The organism is Aeromicrobium sp. 10G20-16, from assembly GCF_055809665.1.
In genome coordinates this window covers 2,033,553-2,050,626 of record NZ_CM147919.1, presented here as the reverse complement: position 1 = coordinate 2,050,626, position 17,074 = coordinate 2,033,553, and the positions used below count along the sequence as shown (strand labels likewise).

At 71.2% G+C, this 17,074-nt stretch carries 16 protein-coding genes; 9 read left to right on the top strand and 7 right to left on the bottom strand.

The genetic code is table 11. From position 1 onward, the window contains the following. Position 1: 1 nt before the first annotated feature. From AC0L5F_RS10405 to AC0L5F_RS10385, 5 genes are read left to right on the top strand one after another with little or no spacing between them, the layout of a single operon-like run. Positions 2 to 814, top strand: a complete 813-nt coding sequence (locus AC0L5F_RS10405) for a GNAT family N-acetyltransferase (protein WP_473313285.1) — start codon at positions 2 to 4, stop codon at positions 812 to 814. Between the two features lies 1 nt (position 815). Then, positions 816 to 1,928 (top strand): o-succinylbenzoate synthase, encoded by a 1,113-nt coding sequence (menC, locus tag AC0L5F_RS10400; RefSeq protein WP_473313284.1) that lies wholly within the window; start codon positions 816 to 818, stop codon positions 1,926 to 1,928. Continuing rightward, complete coding sequence (locus tag AC0L5F_RS10395) at positions 1,925 to 3,307, top strand: amidohydrolase family protein (protein WP_473313283.1); 1,383 nt, start codon at positions 1,925 to 1,927, stop codon at positions 3,305 to 3,307. Before menC ends, AC0L5F_RS10395 begins: the two co-directional genes overlap by 4 nt. After that, positions 3,301 to 4,215, top strand: coding sequence for a serine hydrolase (locus AC0L5F_RS10390; protein WP_473313282.1), 915 nt, complete (start codon positions 3,301 to 3,303; stop codon positions 4,213 to 4,215). Before AC0L5F_RS10395 ends, AC0L5F_RS10390 begins: the two co-directional genes overlap by 7 nt. After that, on the top strand, positions 4,212 to 5,072 hold the full coding sequence (locus tag AC0L5F_RS10385) for a M55 family metallopeptidase (protein ID WP_473313281.1): 861 nt from the start codon (positions 4,212 to 4,214) through the stop codon (positions 5,070 to 5,072). The genes AC0L5F_RS10390 and AC0L5F_RS10385 overlap by 4 nt, the downstream gene beginning before the upstream one ends. 8 nt (positions 5,073 to 5,080) lie before the next feature. Here the strand turns inward: AC0L5F_RS10385 and AC0L5F_RS10380 are convergent, their stop codons facing one another. Next, positions 5,081 to 6,229: a M20 family metallopeptidase gene (locus AC0L5F_RS10380; protein WP_473313280.1), complete on the bottom strand. Its 1,149-nt coding sequence runs from the start codon at positions 6,227 to 6,229 to the stop codon at positions 5,081 to 5,083. 5 nt (positions 6,230 to 6,234) lie between these two features. Next, complete coding sequence (locus AC0L5F_RS10375; protein ID WP_473313279.1) at positions 6,235 to 7,932, bottom strand: PucR family transcriptional regulator; 1,698 nt, start codon at positions 7,930 to 7,932, stop codon at positions 6,235 to 6,237. Between the two features lie 169 nt (positions 7,933 to 8,101). On the opposite strand from AC0L5F_RS10375, the gene AC0L5F_RS10370 reads away from it, so the two are divergent. The 4 genes from AC0L5F_RS10370 (at position 8,102) to AC0L5F_RS10355 (ending at position 13,387) form a co-directional block, all read left to right on the top strand. Then, complete coding sequence (locus AC0L5F_RS10370; protein WP_473313278.1) at positions 8,102 to 9,697, top strand: ABC transporter substrate-binding protein; 1,596 nt, start codon at positions 8,102 to 8,104, stop codon at positions 9,695 to 9,697. Between the two features lie 121 nt (positions 9,698 to 9,818). Further along, complete coding sequence (locus AC0L5F_RS10365) at positions 9,819 to 10,706, top strand: ABC transporter permease (protein WP_473313277.1); 888 nt, start codon at positions 9,819 to 9,821, stop codon at positions 10,704 to 10,706. Positions 10,707 to 10,709: 3 nt separating this feature from the next. Then, positions 10,710 to 12,650, top strand: coding sequence for a dipeptide/oligopeptide/nickel ABC transporter permease/ATP-binding protein (locus AC0L5F_RS10360; RefSeq protein WP_473313276.1), 1,941 nt, complete (start codon positions 10,710 to 10,712; stop codon positions 12,648 to 12,650). Then, the gene (locus AC0L5F_RS10355) at positions 12,647 to 13,387 is read left to right on the top strand and encodes an ABC transporter ATP-binding protein (protein ID WP_473313274.1); all 741 of its coding nucleotides are present in this window, start codon (positions 12,647 to 12,649) and stop codon (positions 13,385 to 13,387) included. The genes AC0L5F_RS10360 and AC0L5F_RS10355 overlap by 4 nt, the downstream gene beginning before the upstream one ends. A gap of 19 nt (positions 13,388 to 13,406) precedes the next feature. On the opposite strand, the gene AC0L5F_RS10350 is transcribed toward AC0L5F_RS10355, so the two are convergent. From AC0L5F_RS10350 to AC0L5F_RS10330, 5 genes are read right to left on the bottom strand one after another with little or no spacing between them, the layout of a single operon-like run. Then, positions 13,407 to 13,826 (bottom strand): hypothetical protein, encoded by a 420-nt coding sequence (locus tag AC0L5F_RS10350; RefSeq protein WP_473313273.1) that lies wholly within the window; start codon positions 13,824 to 13,826, stop codon positions 13,407 to 13,409. Further along, on the bottom strand, positions 13,823 to 15,019 hold the full coding sequence (locus tag AC0L5F_RS10345) for a molybdopterin-dependent oxidoreductase (RefSeq protein WP_473313272.1): 1,197 nt from the start codon (positions 15,017 to 15,019) through the stop codon (positions 13,823 to 13,825). The genes AC0L5F_RS10350 and AC0L5F_RS10345 overlap by 4 nt, the downstream gene beginning before the upstream one ends. Before the next feature lie 10 nt (positions 15,020 to 15,029). Further along, complete coding sequence (locus tag AC0L5F_RS10340; protein ID WP_473313271.1) at positions 15,030 to 15,686, bottom strand: methyltransferase domain-containing protein; 657 nt, start codon at positions 15,684 to 15,686, stop codon at positions 15,030 to 15,032. Beyond that, positions 15,683 to 16,375: a TIGR04282 family arsenosugar biosynthesis glycosyltransferase gene (locus tag AC0L5F_RS10335; protein WP_473313270.1), complete on the bottom strand. Its 693-nt coding sequence runs from the start codon at positions 16,373 to 16,375 to the stop codon at positions 15,683 to 15,685. The genes AC0L5F_RS10340 and AC0L5F_RS10335 overlap by 4 nt, the downstream gene beginning before the upstream one ends. After that, positions 16,372 to 17,046, bottom strand: coding sequence for a glycosyltransferase family 2 protein (locus AC0L5F_RS10330; RefSeq protein ID WP_473313269.1), 675 nt, complete (start codon positions 17,044 to 17,046; stop codon positions 16,372 to 16,374). Before AC0L5F_RS10330 ends, AC0L5F_RS10335 begins: the two co-directional genes overlap by 4 nt. Between the last annotated feature and the right edge of the window lie 28 nt (positions 17,047 to 17,074).

Here is a 17,074-nt window from a genome sequence, read left to right as displayed (position 1 = left end):
GATGGCAGTGGTGGGGATGCCGTCGTCGGGGGCGGCCCCGGACACCCGCGGTCTGGTCGTCCGTGAGCTCACCGTCGAGGAGATGGGGGCAGGATCTGAGCTGCTCGCGCAGATCTGGCAGCGCGACACCGGAAGCCCGGTGGACAGCGCGATGCTCGTCGCGCTCTCCCACGGCGGCAACTACGTGGGAGGCGCCTTCGACTCCGGTCGCCTCGTGGCGGTCGGGGTGGGCTTCTTCTCCGAGCCGCTGGGTCGGGCCCTGCACTCGCACATCGTCGGTGTCATGAGCGGTCATGCCGGGCAGGGTGTCGGCGCCGCCCTGAAGGACCACCAGCGTCAGTGGAGTCGCGATCGGGGCCTGTCGACCATCACGTGGACCTTCGATCCGCTGGTGGCGCGCAACGCCTACTTCAACCTGCACCGCCTGGGAACCCGAGCGCGCTCCTACCTGGTGGACTTCTACGGCGACATGCGCGACGGGCTGAACGACGGACACGGCAGCGACCGACTGTTCGTCGCGTGGTCGACCGACCCGGTCGCCCGCCCGGCCGTCGAGATTCCCGCAACGGCGATCCACGAAGCACTGACGATGGGCGACGACGGCCGCCCAGGGGTCGTCCGGCTGCCCACCGCCGACGCGACCTGGTGCAGCGTCGCGATCCCGGCGGACATCGAGTCGCTCCGCTCCAGCGACCCCGAGGCAGCGATCGCCTGGCGGCTGCGCGTGCGTGACGTGCTGCCGGTCCTATTGGATTCCGGGTGGACGATCATCGACGTGGAACGATCAGGCCGTTACGTCCTGAGGAGGTCCTGACATGCAGGTACGGTCCGTTCTGGTGCACACCTTGCGGCTGCCGCTGGTGGCGCCGTTCACGACGTCGTTCGCTCGACAGACCGATCGCGAGGCACTCATCGTCGAGCTGCACGGGCAGATCGACGGCCGAGACGTGCGTGGGTGGGGCGAGTGCGTCGCGATGCGCCACCCGTTGTACTCCAGCGAGTACGTCGCCGGTGTCGCCGACGTGATGCGCACCTACCTGGTGCCGGCGCTGCTGCAGGTGGAGGATCTCACTGCCGAGACGTTGCAGCACCACCTGAAGCCGTTCGTGGGTCATCGGATGGCGAAGGCGGCGCTGGAGATGGCGGTGCTCGACGCCGAGCTGCGCAGCGCCGGCACCTCGCTCGCGCGGCACCTGGGTGCCACCGTCGACCGGGTGCCGTCCGGGGTGTCGGTCGGCATCCAGGACTCGGTGCCCCAGCTGCTGGACGTCGTCGCGGGCTACCTCGACGAGGGGTACCAGCGGATCAAACTCAAGATCCAGCCCGGCTGGGACGTCGAACCGGTCCGGGCCGTGCGGGAGGCACATCCCGACGTGCCGCTGCAGGTCGACGCCAACGCGGCCTACACCCTGGTGGATGCCGCGCACCTGCGTCGCCTCGACGAGTTCGACCTCCTGCTGATCGAGCAGCCGCTCGGCGAGGACGACCTGCGACAGCACGCCGAGCTGGCCCGGCAGATGGCGACCCCGATGTGCCTCGACGAGTCGATCGTCTCGGTGGAGGCCGCCGCCGACGCGCTGGCGCTCGGATCGGCGGCGGTCATCAACATCAAGCCCGGCCGCGTCGGTGGCTACCTCGAGGCGCGACGCATCCACGACCTGTGCCGCGCGAACGGCGTGGCCGTGTGGTGCGGGGGGATGTTGGAGACCGGCCTCGGTCGTGCCGCCAACGCAGCGCTGGCAGCACTGCCCGGGTTCACGCTGCCCGGCGACATCTCGGCCTCGCGCCGGTTCTACGCGCAGGACATCACCGAGCCGTTCGAGCTCGAGGACGGGTTCATTCGCGTCCCCACCGGCCCCGGTCTGGGGGTCGAGCCCGATCCCGCGACCATGGCGGAGTTCACCGTCGGCACCGAGGAGATGACGTGACCGACGTCTGCGACGTCGTGGTGCGCGGAGGGACCGTGGTCCGCGCTGGAGCCACCGGTGTCACCGACATCGGCGTCACCGGTGGTGTGATCACCGAGGTCGGGGGCGCCATCGCCGGCCGGCGGGAGATCGATGCGACCGGCATGGTGGTGATCCCCGGCCTGGTCGACCCCCATGTGCACCTGTGCTCACCGCAGGTGCTGGCCGCCGACGACCCGGAGTTCGTCGACGACTTCTACGTCGGGTCGTTGGCGGCCATCGCCGGGGGCGTCACGACGTTCGGCCAGATGAGCTTTCCCCTGGGCGACGAAGGACTCACCGCCGCGATCGACCGTGACGCGGCAGCCTGCCAGGAGGTGGCGGCCGCCGACTACTTCCTGCACCCCGCGATGATCGGTGCGACCGAGCAGACGCTGGACGAGATCCGCGCGCTGGCGGCCCGCGGGCACACCAGTCTGAAGATGGTCGTGCTGGCGTTCGACTGGGACTCGAGCCATCTCGTCGAGGCGGTGCGGGTGGCCGGCCGGTCCGGCATGCTCACGCTGGCGCACTGCGAGGACCAGCTGCTGATCGACGACGCGACGGCGCAGCTGGCCGGCGAAGGGCTCGCCGACGCAGCCCACTACCCGCTGAGCCGCCCGCCCGTGAGCGAGCGGGCGGCCGTGGAGCGGATGATCGCGGTGGCTGAGCAGACCGGCTCGAGCGTGTACGTCGTGCACCTGTCGTCGGCGTCGGCGCTCGAGGTGTGCACCCGGGCGCGGGCCCGAGGCGTGGACGTCCACGTGGAGACGCGTCCGCTCTACCTCGGGCTGACCGACGAGGTCCACGCCGAGCCGGACGGCGCCAAGTACGTGGGCATGCCGCCGGTCCGGTCCGCCGCCGACGTCGACGCCCTGTGGGCCGGTCTGGCCGACGGCTCGATCGACACCATGGGCAGCGACCACGCCCCGTGGACCCTGCAGCAAAAGCTCGAGCACGCTGACGACGTGGACGCCCTGCGCAAGGGAGTGGCCGAGCTGGAGACGATGCTGCCCCTGCTGTGGACCGAGGGAGTCCGCGCCGGCCGCTTGAGCCTCGAGCGGCTGGTCGAGGTGACCTCCACCCGGGCTGCCGCGCTCTTCGGCCTGCCTGCCAAGGGCGAGATCCGGGTCGGTGCCGACGCGGACCTGGTCGTCATCGATCCCGAGGAGAGCCGAGTCGTCGACGGCTCGACGATGCAGTCGCGGGCGGGGTACTCGGTCTACGACGGGCGCACCCTGCACGGGTGGCCGCGCTGGGTGCTCAGCCGCGGCGACGTCGTGCTGGACGACGGTCAGCTGGACGCGGCACCGGGGCGAGGGCGCTCGGCCCAACCGACCAGGAAGGACACCGGATGCTGATCGAGGACGCACAGGCGCAGCTCGAGGCGGCGGCCGACGCCGCCCTGGCCCAGCTGGGTCTCGACGCGACGATCCACGCCGTCGACCTCGCCACCGGCGCCGAGGTGGGCCGGCACCCGGATCGCCCGGTCGTCGCCGCCAGCGTCTTCAAGATCCCGGTGCTGCTCGAGGTCTGCCGCCAGGCGTCGGCCGGGCAGCTCGAGCTCGTCGACCGGATCCGGGTCCCGGCGGGCGACCGCACGCTCGGCGGCGTCGGGCTGTCGGTGATGCTCGACGACGTCGAGCTGTCCGTCCGCGACCTCGCGTACCTGATGATGTCGGTCAGCGACAACCATGCGACCGACGTCCTGATCGACCGGGTCGGGCTCGACGCCGTCAACGCCGGTCTGGCCGGGCTGGGCCTCGAGGTCACGACGCTGGAGACGGACTGCCGGGGGTTGTTCGTCTCGATCGCCGACGACATCGGGCAGGACGTGGACGACGACGCGTTGTCGCAGCCCGACGACGAGCTGCGAGGACGTCTGCGCGCGGCGGCGGCGTTCGACCCCGACCGCACCAGCGCGACCACCGCCCGAGAGGCCACGACGTTGCTGCGCGCGATCTGGGACGACACCGCGGCACCGCCCGAGGCGTGCGCCGAGGTCCGGCGGATCCTCGGCCTGCAGGTGTGGCCGCACCGGCTGACCTCGGGATTTCCCGACTCGCGCATCTCGATCAGCGGCAAGACCGGCACCGTCACCTACGTGCGCAACGAGGCCGGCGTCGTGGAGTACCCCGACGGTGGGCGCTACGCCGTGGGCGTGTTCGTCCGGCACCCCGACGAGGAGCTGCGCAACCCGGACGCCGACCGGCTGATCGGGACCCTGGGCCGGCACGCGGTCGACGCGCTGCGGGCGGTGGAGCAGTGACCAGCGGCGACGTCCAGGTGTACATCTCGGTCGACATGGAGGGCATCGCCGGCGTGGCGACGCTGGACCAGGTGGCACGCGGCGGCACGGGGTACGCGCGCGCTCAGGAGCTGATGACCGATGAGACCAACGCGGCGATCGCCGGAGCGTTCGACGCCGGGGCCACGCGGGTCCTGGTCAACGACAGCCACGGCACGATGGACAACCTGCTCGCTGCACGCCTCGACCCACGCGCTCGGGTCCTGACCGGTCTGCCCAAGGCCGACTGCATGGCCGAGGGGATCTCGGCCGATCACGACGTGGCCCTGTTCGTGGGGTATCACGCCGCGGCCGGCGAGCGGGGCGTCCTGGCGCACACCTTCTCGTCGCACTTCGGCGAGGTGCGACTCAACGACGAGCCGGTGTCGGAGGCGGACGTCAACGCTCTGCAGCTGGCTGCGGCCGGAGTTCCCCTGGGGCTGGTCACCGGCGACGACGTCACCTGCGAGCGTGCCGTCGACCGGTTCGCCGGCGTGGTGGTCGCAGAGGTCAAGCGGGCGCACGGCTGGTCGGCCGCCGACTCGTTGTCGCCGCTACGGGCGCAGGAACTGGTGCGCGAGCGCGCTGCCCGGGCGGTGGCCGCGGCACCTGGGCTGGAGCCACCGGTCCTGCCGGATCGGCTGACGCTCGAGGTCGACCTGCCGAACGAGACCGCCACGGAGACGGCAGCCATGATCCCGGGGGTCGAGCGGGTGGGCACCCGCGTCGTGCGCGCCGACGCGGGCGACCCGACCGAGCTCGTCGGCCTCGTCGTGGTGCTCTACCAGCTGTCGGCCCTGGGCGTCGCGTCGCGTGCGGCGATCGTCAACCGCCGCTGAGGACTGGTTCAGGCCGGTTCGGCCAGCAACGACGCGCACAGCTGTGCGAGCAGCGCGAGGCGGTCGGGGATCGCGGCCACGACCACGTGCTCGGTGACGGCATGGGCGCCTCCTCCGACGGCGCCCAGTCCGTCGAGCGTGGGAACGCCGACGCCCGCGGTGAAGTTGCCGTCCGATGCGCCACCCACGACCGCCGACTCCAGTGCCGGTACCCCGATCTCGGCTGCCACTCGCTGGGCCCGATCGAACAGGTCAGCGCCCAGGGCTGGCTCCATGGGCGGCCGGTTGATGCCTCCCTGGATGCTGACCGCGCAGCCACTCACCTGCGGTCGCAGCGCCCGGATGGCGGCATCGACACGCTCCTGCTCGGCAGCGGTCATGGCGCGCGCGTCGACGTGCACCTCGGCGCGCGACGGGATCGTGTTGGTGGTGGTGCCGGACGTCAGCAGCGTGGGCGTGACGGTGGTGGCCGCGGCGGTGTCGCCCATCGCCGCAATGGCGAGCACTTGGTGGGCCGCCTCGATGGTGGCGTTCGAGCCGCGCTCCGGCTCGAGACCCGCGTGCGCAGCGACGCCATCGATGACGACGGTGTACATGGAGGCGCCCTTGCGGCCGACCTTGACCGCACCGCCGTCGGCCGAGGCCTCGAGCACCAGCGCCGCCCGACAGCCCCGGGCCTCGGCCTCGATCAGGGCACGCGACGTGCTCGACCCGGTCTCCTCGTCCCCGGTGACCAGCAACGTGATGCCGTCTGCTGCCCCCGGATCCTGCTCGCGCAGCATCGCCGCAGCGTGGACGGCGATCACCAGGCCGCACAGCATGTCGAAGCAGCCGGGACCACGCAGGATGCCGTCGGTCACCCCGGCGGGGATCTGGTGCAGGGTCCCCAGCGGCCACACGGTGTCGTGGTGCGCCACGATCAGGACCTTCGAGGGTCCGTCACCGAATCGCACGCGCAGGTGCGGCACCTCGTCGACGTCCACCCGCTCAGGGGTCAGGCCGAGGCGTCGCTCGACCAGGTCGGTGACGGCGTCGGCACTGCGGTTCAGGGCCGCGACGTCGCCCGACGGCGACTCCACGGCGACCAGTCGAAGGATGTCGTCGACGACGTCGTCGAGCCGCGCGGTGGCGAGGGGGGTGGTGGTCTGAGCAGGCATGGAACTCACTGTGCGGGCGAGGCGCCGGAGGCGCTTCGTGCGTCCGGCCCAAGTTCGGGCGATGGTGTGGTGGCGCTGGACGACGCGCCGGCGGCGAGCCGCTGGCGCCAGTCGTGGAGCCTGAGCTGCAGCATCACGGCGAACCTGACATCGGGATCGTCCAGGTCGATCCCGCGCCGCTCGGCGATCTTGCGCAGTCGGTAGCGGAAGGTGTTCGCGTGCACGAAGACGTCGGCAGCCGCTGCGGTGACGTCGCCGAGCCGGTCCAGATAGGCGCGGACGGTGTCGAGGTGGTCGGAGTCGTCGTCGAGCAGCAGGGGCGCCAGCGGACCGGCGAGCGGCTCGTGGCGGGCGATCATCGCATCGACCAGCTCCATCAGGAGGGCGTCGACCTGCAGGTCGCGCCAGTAGCCCACCCCGCCCAGACGGTCGTCGACCTCGCGCAGGCGCAGCACGCGAGCCGCCGTGTCGGCCTGCCGCCTCGACCGGGACAGCTGGGTGGCGTCGGCGATGACGTCGCCGAACCCCACCACCAGGTCGTCGCCCGGGAGACGCTGGAGCAGATTGGTCCCGAACCGGCGGGCCTCGACGGCGTGGGCGTCAGGACGTGGGTCGCCGGACCCGAACGGCACCACGACGTGGACGTTCGGGCCCACGGGAGCCACCACGGCGCGGTGACTCATCGACGCGGTGAAGGTCGCGACCAGTCGTGCGAGGCGACGAGCAGAGATCTCGTCGCCCAGTGGGTCGTCCCCGCCCGAGCGTGGGCTGAGGGTCACGACGAAGGTGGGCACGTCGGCGATGCCCAGCTCAACCGCGGCGGCGACACCGTCGGTGCCCCCGGCCAGCAGTCGCACGACCTGGGCGTGCCGTGACTCGTTGCGCGCCTCGTCCAGGAGCCGATCTCGGGTGATGGACAGGGCCAGGACGTTGGACGCCTCGATCAGGCCATGCTCCTGCAACGGGGTGGGAGGGGCCGACGTCACCGCCCAGATCGACCCGAGCGTCTCGTCGCCGTACCTGATCCGCATGGCGGTGCGCGGGCTGGCGCCGACGATGTTCGGGCGGACGAAGATCGGCACCGGGCTGGCGTACAGCTGAGCGAAGATTCCTTCGCGCTCCAAGATGTCGCTGTTGGTCGAGGACACCCGTCGTTCGAGGATGCTGCGCTGGCGATGCTCGTCGGCTCGATCCTGGTCGGCCGAGAACGCCACGATCCGGAATCGGAGGTCCTCGATCGTGACCGGTCCGTCGAGCAGGGCCGACAGGGAGTTGGCGATGGCGTAGAAGTGGTCGCGGTCGGCCACCCCTTGGTCGTCCAGCGCCACCGCCGTCGGCACCTGGTCGCGGTCCAGGTCGGCGGCCACCATCGCGGCCAGCCGCAGCCACGCCATGTCGTCGCCGATGCCGAGCAGCATCGTGCTCGTGTCCTGCGCGCCACCGCCGCGCAGGACCGGCGTCGATCCCACCAGCGACGTGCGCACCAGCAGCGCGACCGCACCAGCAGCAGCCCACGTCTGCCAGGCCCGCAGCACGGACGGCTCGTCCTCGAGGCCGATGCCCAGGACCAACAGCCCCTCGGCTGGCTGGTCGTGCTCGTCGACCCCCGCGATCGCCGTGATGTGTGCCTCGAGGTCCAGGGCACCGCCGATGTGCTCCAGGCCGGCGAACTGCAGGCGAGCCAACAGCTGCTCGGTGCTCACGCCAGCGTCTGACACCACGCCATCGTCGCACGCGCCCGGGCAGGTGTGAGCGTGCGCCATAGTGCTGTTGGCCAAAGGAGCCGCCAGCAAATTGCACGAACCCACGATGGCGGAGGCTCGCGGGGCCACGAGGATGGGGTGACCCACCTGCCTGCGGAGGAGACACGCCATGTCACGCACCACACTTGCTATCGGCGCCGTCGCGCTGAGCCTGACACTGACTGCCTGCTCTGGCGGTTCGAGCGGGTCTGGGCAGCCGAAGGCCTACGCCGATGGCGGCACGTTCACGATGGCGCTGGCCAGCGACCCGGGGAACCTCGACCCGTCGATGACGCCGAGCTCGGTGACCCGGTCGATGCTGGCACTGAGCTACGACACCCTGGTGTACCTGAAGGACGACGGCACCGTCGTGTCCGGCCTGGCTGAGAAGTGGGACTCCACGGCGACCACCGCGTCGTTCACGCTCAAGCCGGACATCGCGTGCTCCGACGGCTCGAAGCTGACCGCCACCGACGTCAAGGACAACATCGACTTCATCGCGAACCCGGACAACAAGTCGCCGCTCAACGGCGTGATGGCACATCCGGGTCTCAAGGTGGCCGCGGACGACGCCGCGCGCACGATCACCGTCACCTCGCCGGACGAGAACGGCTTCCTGCTCACCGAGCTGTCCGGGATCTTCATCATCTGCCGGGCTGGGCTCGACGACCACAAGGCGCTGGCCGCCGCGACCATCGGCACCGGCCCGTGGCAGCTGGACAAGGCCGTACCGGGCGACAACTACTCCTTCACCCCGACCGCCGGATACTCCTGGGGTCCGGACGGCACGTCGCTGAAGGGTGCCGGAACCCCCGACGCGCTCGACGTCCGCGTGCTGAGCAGCGGGACGACGACGGCCAACCTGGTGCTGTCCGGCGAGGTCAACTACGCCGCGGTCGGCGGATCCGACGCCCGCCGTCTGCAGTCGGCCAAGCTCGCGACCATCGACACCATCAGCACGGCCGGCGAGACCTGGTTCAACCAGGCGGACGGACGCCCCGGTGCCGATCCTGCCGTTCGCGAGGCCCTCACGGTCGGCACCAACCGCACCGAGCTGTCGAAGGTCGCCACCGGCGGCCAGGGCCAGGCGTCGACCGGCTTCATCACGCTCGACCCCAACCCCTGTGCGGGGATCAACACGGTCAAGGGCAACTTGCCGGCGTACGACCCCGCGAAGGCCAAGCAGATCCTCGACGACGCGGGATGGGTGGCCGGATCGGACGGCGTGCGCGCCAAGGACGGCACCCAGCTGAAGGTGGCCTTCAAGTACGACGCCCAAGGACTGAGTGCGCGTACCGCTGGAGCCGAGTACCTGGCCGCGGAGTGGAAGAAGCTCGGCGTCGACGTCGACCTGCAGGCGCTCCCCGAGGCGCAGCTGAACGATCGGTTCTTCAACACCGGACAGTGGGACGTCGCCTGGGCGCCGTTCACGTTCAACCTTCCCTCGCAGATGGTGGCCTTCGTGTCCGGACCCGCACCCGCCGATGGTGGCGTCAACTTCTCGCACATCGACAACGCGGCGTACACCGCGGCGGTGGCCAAGGCGTCACCTCAGGTGGGCGATGCCGGATGCGCCGACTGGGCCGACGCCGAGAAGGCCCTGCTGGCCGGATACAACCTGATCCCGATGTTCGACGACGTCTCCCGCACGTTCGTCTCGCGCGCCGAGGTCGTGGCGCCCGGCGGGCAGCTGTGGGGCTCCTCGATCCGCCTGCTGAAGAACTGACGACTGTCGTCGATGTCAGCCGCCGGAAGCTCCGTCGGGTACTGCGAGGCGATCTGCGCGCCGACCGCCGTGGATCGCCTTCGCAGTCCGTCGGACGCTCCGGCTGCTCGTCTCGGTCTGGGTGCTGATCACGTTCTCCTTCCTGATCATCCACCTCACCCCCGGCGACCCCATCCGGGCCGCGTTGGGTCCACGCACTCCCGCTGACGTCATCGCGGCACGACGCGCCGAGCTGGGTCTGGACGACCCCCTGCTGCAGCAGTACGTGCACTACGTGACGCACCTGTTCCGCGGCGACCTCGGCACGTCGTTCCAGACCCAGCTGCCCGTCGCGCAGATCATCGGCGACCGCCTGCCGAACACGCTGCTGCTCGCGTTCGCGGCCTTCGTCGTCATCATCGTCGTGGCCATCCCGGTCGGCCTGCTGGCTGCGGTCCGCACCGAGGGGGGTGGGCGTCGCGGTACCGAGGTCGCCTTCACCTCGACCGCCACCGTCCTGGGGACGATCCCGGACTTCCTGGTTGCCGTGACCGCTGTCGCGGTCTTCGGGGTGGGCCTGGCCTGGCTGCCGGTGGCGGGCGCGACGGGGGTCTCGTCGTACGTCATCCCCGTGCTGGCCCTGGCCATCGGCCCGGCCGCCGGGCTGGCACGGATCGTGCGAGTCGAGATGCTGAGCGTGCTGCAGACCGACTACGTCAGGACGGCGCGGGCCAAGCGGCTTCGGGCCACTCGCGTCTACCTGCGGCACGCCTTGCCGAATGCCGTGACCGCCACCCTCACGGTCAGCGGCCTGCTGCTGGCCGGACTGGTCGCGGGCACCGTCCTGGTCGAGCAGGTGGTGGCCTGGCCGGGGCTCGGCTCGTCGTTGACCGGGTCGATCATCAACAAGGACTTCCCTCTCGCCCAGGGGATCGTGCTGGTCTACGGCGCGATCGTCCTGGTCGTCAACCTGGTCGTCGACATCGTGCTCGTGGCGCTCGATCCGCGCTCGACGCTGAAGGAGGGCTGATCGATGACGCTCACGCCCACCGATCCGGCCCGCGTCGATCGCGCGGCCGCAGCACGGTTCCGGTCGCTCACCTCCACCCCACTGGGTGTCGCGGCGCTCGCGATGGTTGCGGTGGTCGCCCTCGTGGCTGTCTTCGCGCCCATCCTCTGGGGCGAACAGGCGGCCCGGTTCGACACCTCGGCGATCAGCGCGCCCCCGTCGGCGCAGCACTGGTTGGGCACGGACAGCCTGGGGCGCGACATCGGACTTCGGGTGCTGGTCGCGACCCGGCTGGCCGTCGGCCTGGCGATCCTCGCGACCGCGATCGGTCTGGTGGCCGGTGTCCTGCTGGGCGCGCTGACGGCCGTGGCCGGGCGCCGGGTGGCCCGGTGGTCGGCGGCGGCGATCAACATCGCGGTGGCCTTCCCCGGGCTGCTGCTGGCGTTGTTCTTCGCCATCATCTTCGGCGTCGGCAAGCAGGGAGCCGTCCTGGCGCTCGGCATCGCGGCGGCGCCGTGGTTCGCGCGACTCACCCAGACCCTGGTCGCCTCGATCATGGATCTTGAGTACGTGGCGGCGGCGCGCGTGATGGGCATCGGGAGGCTCGCCATCTTGCGACGCCACGTCCTGCCCAACATCGGCGAGCCGCTGGCCATCAACGCGGCGATGGGTGCGGGAAATCACCTGCTCGCCTTCGCCGGCCTGTCCTTCATCGGGATCGGGGTCCAACCGCCCGGCTACGACTGGGGTCGCCTGCTGCTCGAAGGCGTCGACAACATCTATGCCAACCCCGCTGGGGCTCTCGGCCCGGGACTGGCGATCGTCGTGGCCGGCCTGGCCTTCAACCTGACGGGTGAGGCGGCGGCCTCCACGCTGGGTGGACGGCAGCGGCGTCCTCCCCGGTGGACACCCGGGCTGGCCGGTGACGCACCGGTCGACTCAGCCGCCGCGGTGTCCTCTGAGCGAGGCGAGGGTGTTCTGGTCGTCGATGACCTGCGGGTGCGCATCCCGGTCGACGGCCGGTGGGTGGACGTGGTGCGTGGCGTCGATCTCGACATCGCCCCCGGCGAGTCGGTGGGGATCGTCGGTGAGTCCGGCTCCGGCAAGAGCCTGACCGCGATGGCGGTCGCCCGGCTGCTGCAGCCCCCGGTCCGGGCCGAGGCCGCCACGCTGCAGTTCGACGGTCACGACCTGCGGTCCTCGAGCAGATCGGTGACCCGCGACCGGCTGGCGGACTCGATGTCGGTGATCTTCCAGGACCCGATGAGCTCGCTGAACCCGGTGATGCGCGTCGGTGCCCAGGTCGCGGAGGTCGCGCGCGAGCACCAGGGAGCCTCCCGCTCCGCGGCGTTGTCGCGAGCGGTGCAGGTGCTCGGCGAGGTGCGCATCCCGGACGCGGAACGCCGCGCCCGGCAGTACCCGCACCAGTTCTCCGGTGGCATGCGGCAACGAGCCATGATCGCGATCGGCCTGATGGGACGACCACGCCTGATCATCGCCGACGAGCCGACGACCGCCCTGGACGTCACGGTGCAACGCCAGGTGCTGGATCTGCTCGACGCGGCACGGGACGAGACCGGAGCAGCGATGATCCTGATCTCGCACGACCTCGGCGTCATCATGGGTCGTACCGACCGGGTGATGGTGATGTACGCAGGCAGGATCGTCGAGCAGCTGAGCGCCGACCAGGTGCGAGAGCACGCCCAGCACCCCTACACGCAGGCCCTGCTCGCGGCCGTGCCCACGATGACCACCGATCGCACGCAGCCGCTCGCCACGATCCCGGGTCGGCCGCCTCGACCGGACGAGGTGCCGCGCGGATGCGCCTTCGCGGCCCGGTGTCCCGCGGCGACCCAGCACTGCCTGGACGAAGATCCGGTGCTGGAGGACCTGGGGCCCACGACCGTGGCGTGCTGGAATCCGCTCACGCCCCTGGTGGTGGAGGGACGGGGGGACGACACATGAGCGCTCTGACTTTCGACGACGTGCACACCAGGTACGGGCGCGGCAGTGCAGCGGTGCACGCGGTGCGCGGCGTCACGCTCGAGGTGCCGGCGGGGTCGATCGTCGGACTCGTGGGTGAGTCCGGCTCCGGCAAGTCGACGCTGGCTCGGACGGCGGTCGGTCTGGCGCCCGTCTCGTCCGGGCAGGTGCTGCTGGACGGCCAGCCGATCGAGCAGTCGTACCGACGCGGCCACCCCCGACCGGTGCAGATGGTGTTCCAGGACCCCTACGCGTCGCTCGACCCGCGGATGACCGTTGGCGCCAGCATCGCCGAAGCCATGATCGCGCAGCGTGACCGCCGGGAGCGGTCCGAGAGGGTGGCTCGTCTGCTCGCGATGGTCGAGCTGGACCCGACCTTCGCGGCCCGTCGCCCTGCCGCTCTGTCGGGCGGTCAGCGGCAGCGCGTCGCCCTGGCGCGGGCGCTCGCCGGTGACCCGGAGGTGGTCGTCGCGGACGAGATGACGTCGGCCCTCGACGTGTCGGTGCAAGGAGCAGTGCTCAACCTGCTGCGCGACGTCCAGCGCCGGCTCGGACTGACGGTGCTGTTCATCTCCCACGACCTGGCGGTGATCCGGTACATCAGCGACCACGTCGCGGTCATGCGCGAAGGTCAGCTGGTGGAGCAGGGCCCGACCGGGTCGGTGCTGGGCGAACCCCAGCACGACTACACGCGGGCCCTGCTCGACGCCGTCCCGTAGGCCCGCTCCCGAGGCAGGCTCAGCGGGTCCCGAGCCGACGGGAGCGGATCGTGGTGGCAGCGGCTGCGGCGGCCGCGAGCACGAGCGTGAACACGATCCACGACAGCGTGTAGGGGCGCCCGCCGATGGTCTCGTTGCCGGTCTTCTCGGCGTGCCCGGAGATCACGGCGAAGAACGCGACGCTGCACGTGGCCCACACAATGAACGCCACGACGGTGGGCATGCGGGCGGAGGGCGGCAGGAATCGGGCGGCCACGAAGGTGAGGCCGACCGTGAGGGGTGCCAGCACGAAGTCGTGGACCACGATCGCTCCGGCGAGCCAGATCGCCAGCGACACCAGGGCCGTGGTGCCGTCGTCGAGCAGCGACCAGACGCCCCAGAGCACACCGGCCACCCCGACCGCTCCGAGGAGGAGCCGTGTGGGCGAGACGCCGGTCATGCGCGCACCTCGATCTTCTGGACCCACTTGGTCTGCAGCACACCGGGCCGGTTCGGGGCGATCAGCCGGCAGGGGAACCCGTGGTCGAGGCTGAGGACCTCGCCGTTGAGCTTCAGCGCCAGCAGGGTGCGCTCGTCGGCGACGAACTGGCCCGGCAGCTCCGACGACGCGAAGGCCCCGCGGGTCTGCATGGAGCCGAATCGCACGGTGGACCGGGCGGGTGCACCGACCTTCGCGATGAGGTCACGGACGGCCACCCCGGTCCATTCAGCCGAGCGGCTCCAGCCCTCGACGCAGGCGATCGGCAGGGTGTGGGTGGACTGCGGCAGCGCGCGCAGGTCGTCGAGGGTCAACGTGACGGTCTGGTCGCCGGAGGTGATCTCCAGGGCGAAGTCCGGAGACGTGGCGCCGGCGACGGCCCCGGCTCCCTTGGCGGTGCGGTTGATCGGCAGGGACTGCGGGCCCTCGCCGTCGCGCACCGAGAACACCGAGACCTTGCGCAGCAGCGGGATGGTCTGGCCCGCGGTGAGCAGCGCGGCCAGACCGGACGCGGCCCCGGTCGCGGCCAGCACGGCGCGGCGGCTCGTGGCGTGCGGGTCGTCGTCACCCGGATCGTCACTGGCGTCGTCGGGGGTCTCGTCGACGGGAGCCCCGAGACCCTCGCGGATCAACGGCAGCTTGACGCCGATGTGCAGCACGATCGAGCCGATGGCGATCCAGGCGAGTGCCTCGTGCGTGCGGCGGAAGCTGAAGTCCCACGGGTACCAGCCGGCGATGTTGAGGGTGCCGCTCGCCAGCAGGAACAGCGCTGACGCGACGAGCACGCCGATCGACAACCGCGACAACCCTTCGAGCACGAGAGCCTGCTTGTCCTCCTTGGCCGGGGGCCGGGCGAACAGGTGGGGGTAGACCGACCAGAGCTTGACCAGGATCAACGGCACCGCGGCAGTGCCGGAGATGACGTGCAGGCCCTGCGTCCAGCGGTACAGCCACGCCGGATTCGGTCCGATCGGCAGCCAGCTCGGATCGGTGTACTGGAAGTGGCTCCACATCCCGGTGAGGAAGCAGATGGCGAAGGCGATTCCCAGGGCGGTGCCGACGCGACTGGTCGTCGGCAGCCCCCGTCGGGAGTCGTCGAAGTGTTCCGGACGTGGAATGCGGGCCTCGATGTCCTCGACCCGGGGCAGACGCACTAGAGGAGCCTCATGATCTGACCAGAGTAACCGCGTGACGCGGTCCCACAGTGCGAGTTTCGTCGATCCTGAGTCCGGCCGCCTCGGCGACGTCGGCGATCGCGTCGAGACCGACGACCGCCCAGGCGAACTCGGCCGAGTCGCGGCCGTTGATGCGCAGGCGACGCTGCTCGGCGATCAGGCCGATCCCGTGGCCGGCGATCTCGACGATCGTGCGCCCGTCGACGGCCAGCACCTCGCGCACCCGGCTCAGCAGGCGCACGGGGTCGCCGCCGATGCCCACGTTGCCGTCGGCCAGCAGGGCGAACTCCCACTCGCCCTCGCCGGGCACGTGGCCGAACACGTCACGTCGCAGGGCGTAGGCGCCGCGACCGCGGGCCTGGCGCACGGCTTCGGACGACACGTCGATGCCCAATGACGGGATGCCGCGCCCCGCCAGCTCGCCGACGAGGCGACCCGGGCCGCAGCCCACGTCGATCGTGGGACCGGTGCACGGCTCGATGAACAGCGACCGGTCGACGATGTCGGGGGCGCCGTTCCAGGCGTGCACCTCGAACGGCACGGTCTGTCCGCCGACGCCCACGACGTCGGCCCGGCCGGTGGCGAAGGCGTCGTCGTACGCCTGTGCGGGTTCGTAGGCCTCGGTGGGATCGAAGGCGTCGTTCATGGGGACACTCCTGAGGAAAGGGCCTGGTCGACGACGACGGCCAGTCGGGACTGCTGACGATGGGAGGCGGGGATGTCGGCGGCGATCTGTTGCGCGTCCGCCCAGGTGTCCATGTCCTGGACGGTGCGCAGCCAGCGGACGGTGCCCAAGGCTCGCTGGGTGTGCTCGGCGGTGCGATCGGTGGACATGGGGACGCCGACCAGGCGATCGGCCTCGGTCGCGTCCGGCAGGCCGAGCAACCACCACCCGCCGTCGTCGGCCGGGCCGAGGACGCGTTCGCCGCCCTGCACGACCTCGCCGGCGGTCTCGTAGTCGTTGGCGCTCAGATGGGGGGTGTCCATGCCGACCTGCACCACCCCGCGGCCGCGGTCGGCGTCGGCGTGGGCGTGGGCCAGTCGCTCGTCGAGCCCGTCGCCTCGCTGCTCGACGACGTTCACGCCATCCAGCGCGGCGCGGATATCGGCCGAGCGGGCGGCCCGCCCGAGGTCGCCGGTCATGGCCACGACCACCGGCCAGCCGCGGTCGGCGCTGACCGCGAGCACGGTGTCGAGGGTGTCGAGCAGCGCAGCGGCGGCCAGCTCGGCGGCGATCGATTCGCCGGTGGTCGCCGCGATGCGGGTCTTGGCCAGTCCGGGCACCGGTGCCTTCGCCACGACCAGCAGCGTGGGCCCCCCCGAGCGGTCGTTCATCGCATGACCTTCGCGAAGTCCTTGATGACCCGCAGGGTGCCCTTGACCGAGCCCGACACCTTGCTCTTGGTGCCGGGTGCGCGGTGGCCGTAGGCGACGTCGATCTCACGCACGGTCCAGCCGGCCTTCGAGGCGCGCAGCATCAGCTCGAGCGGATATCCGAACCGGCGGTCCTCGACACCGAGGCCGAGCAGGTCGTCGCGACGGCTCACGCGCATGGGTGCGAGGTCGTGGATGCCGAACCCGCTGCGGCGCCGGATGACGGTGGCCAGCAGCGTGGTCCCGAGCCGGGCGTGCCACGGCCACACGCCGCGCTCCACGGGGCGGCGTCGACCGACGGCCATGCGCGCTCCACCGGACCGCACGATGTCGAGCATCGGCACGAGGTCGGTCAGCAGCATGGTGCCGTCGCCGTCGATGACCGCGACATGGTCCGCCGTGGCGGTCTCCACGCCGGTGTGCACGGCGGCGCCGTAGCCGGCGCGTTCCTCGTGCACGACCGTGGCGCCGAGGCTCTGTGCCACCTCTGCAGTGCCGTCGCGGGAGCCGTTGTCGACCACGATGGCTCGCCAGCCGGCGGGCAGACCGGCCAGGACGCCGGGAAGCGCAGCCGCTTCGTCACGACACGGGATCACCACGTCGCACACGATTCCCGTTGGGCCCACACTCATGGATTCGAAACTAGGGGGTCGCTGGATG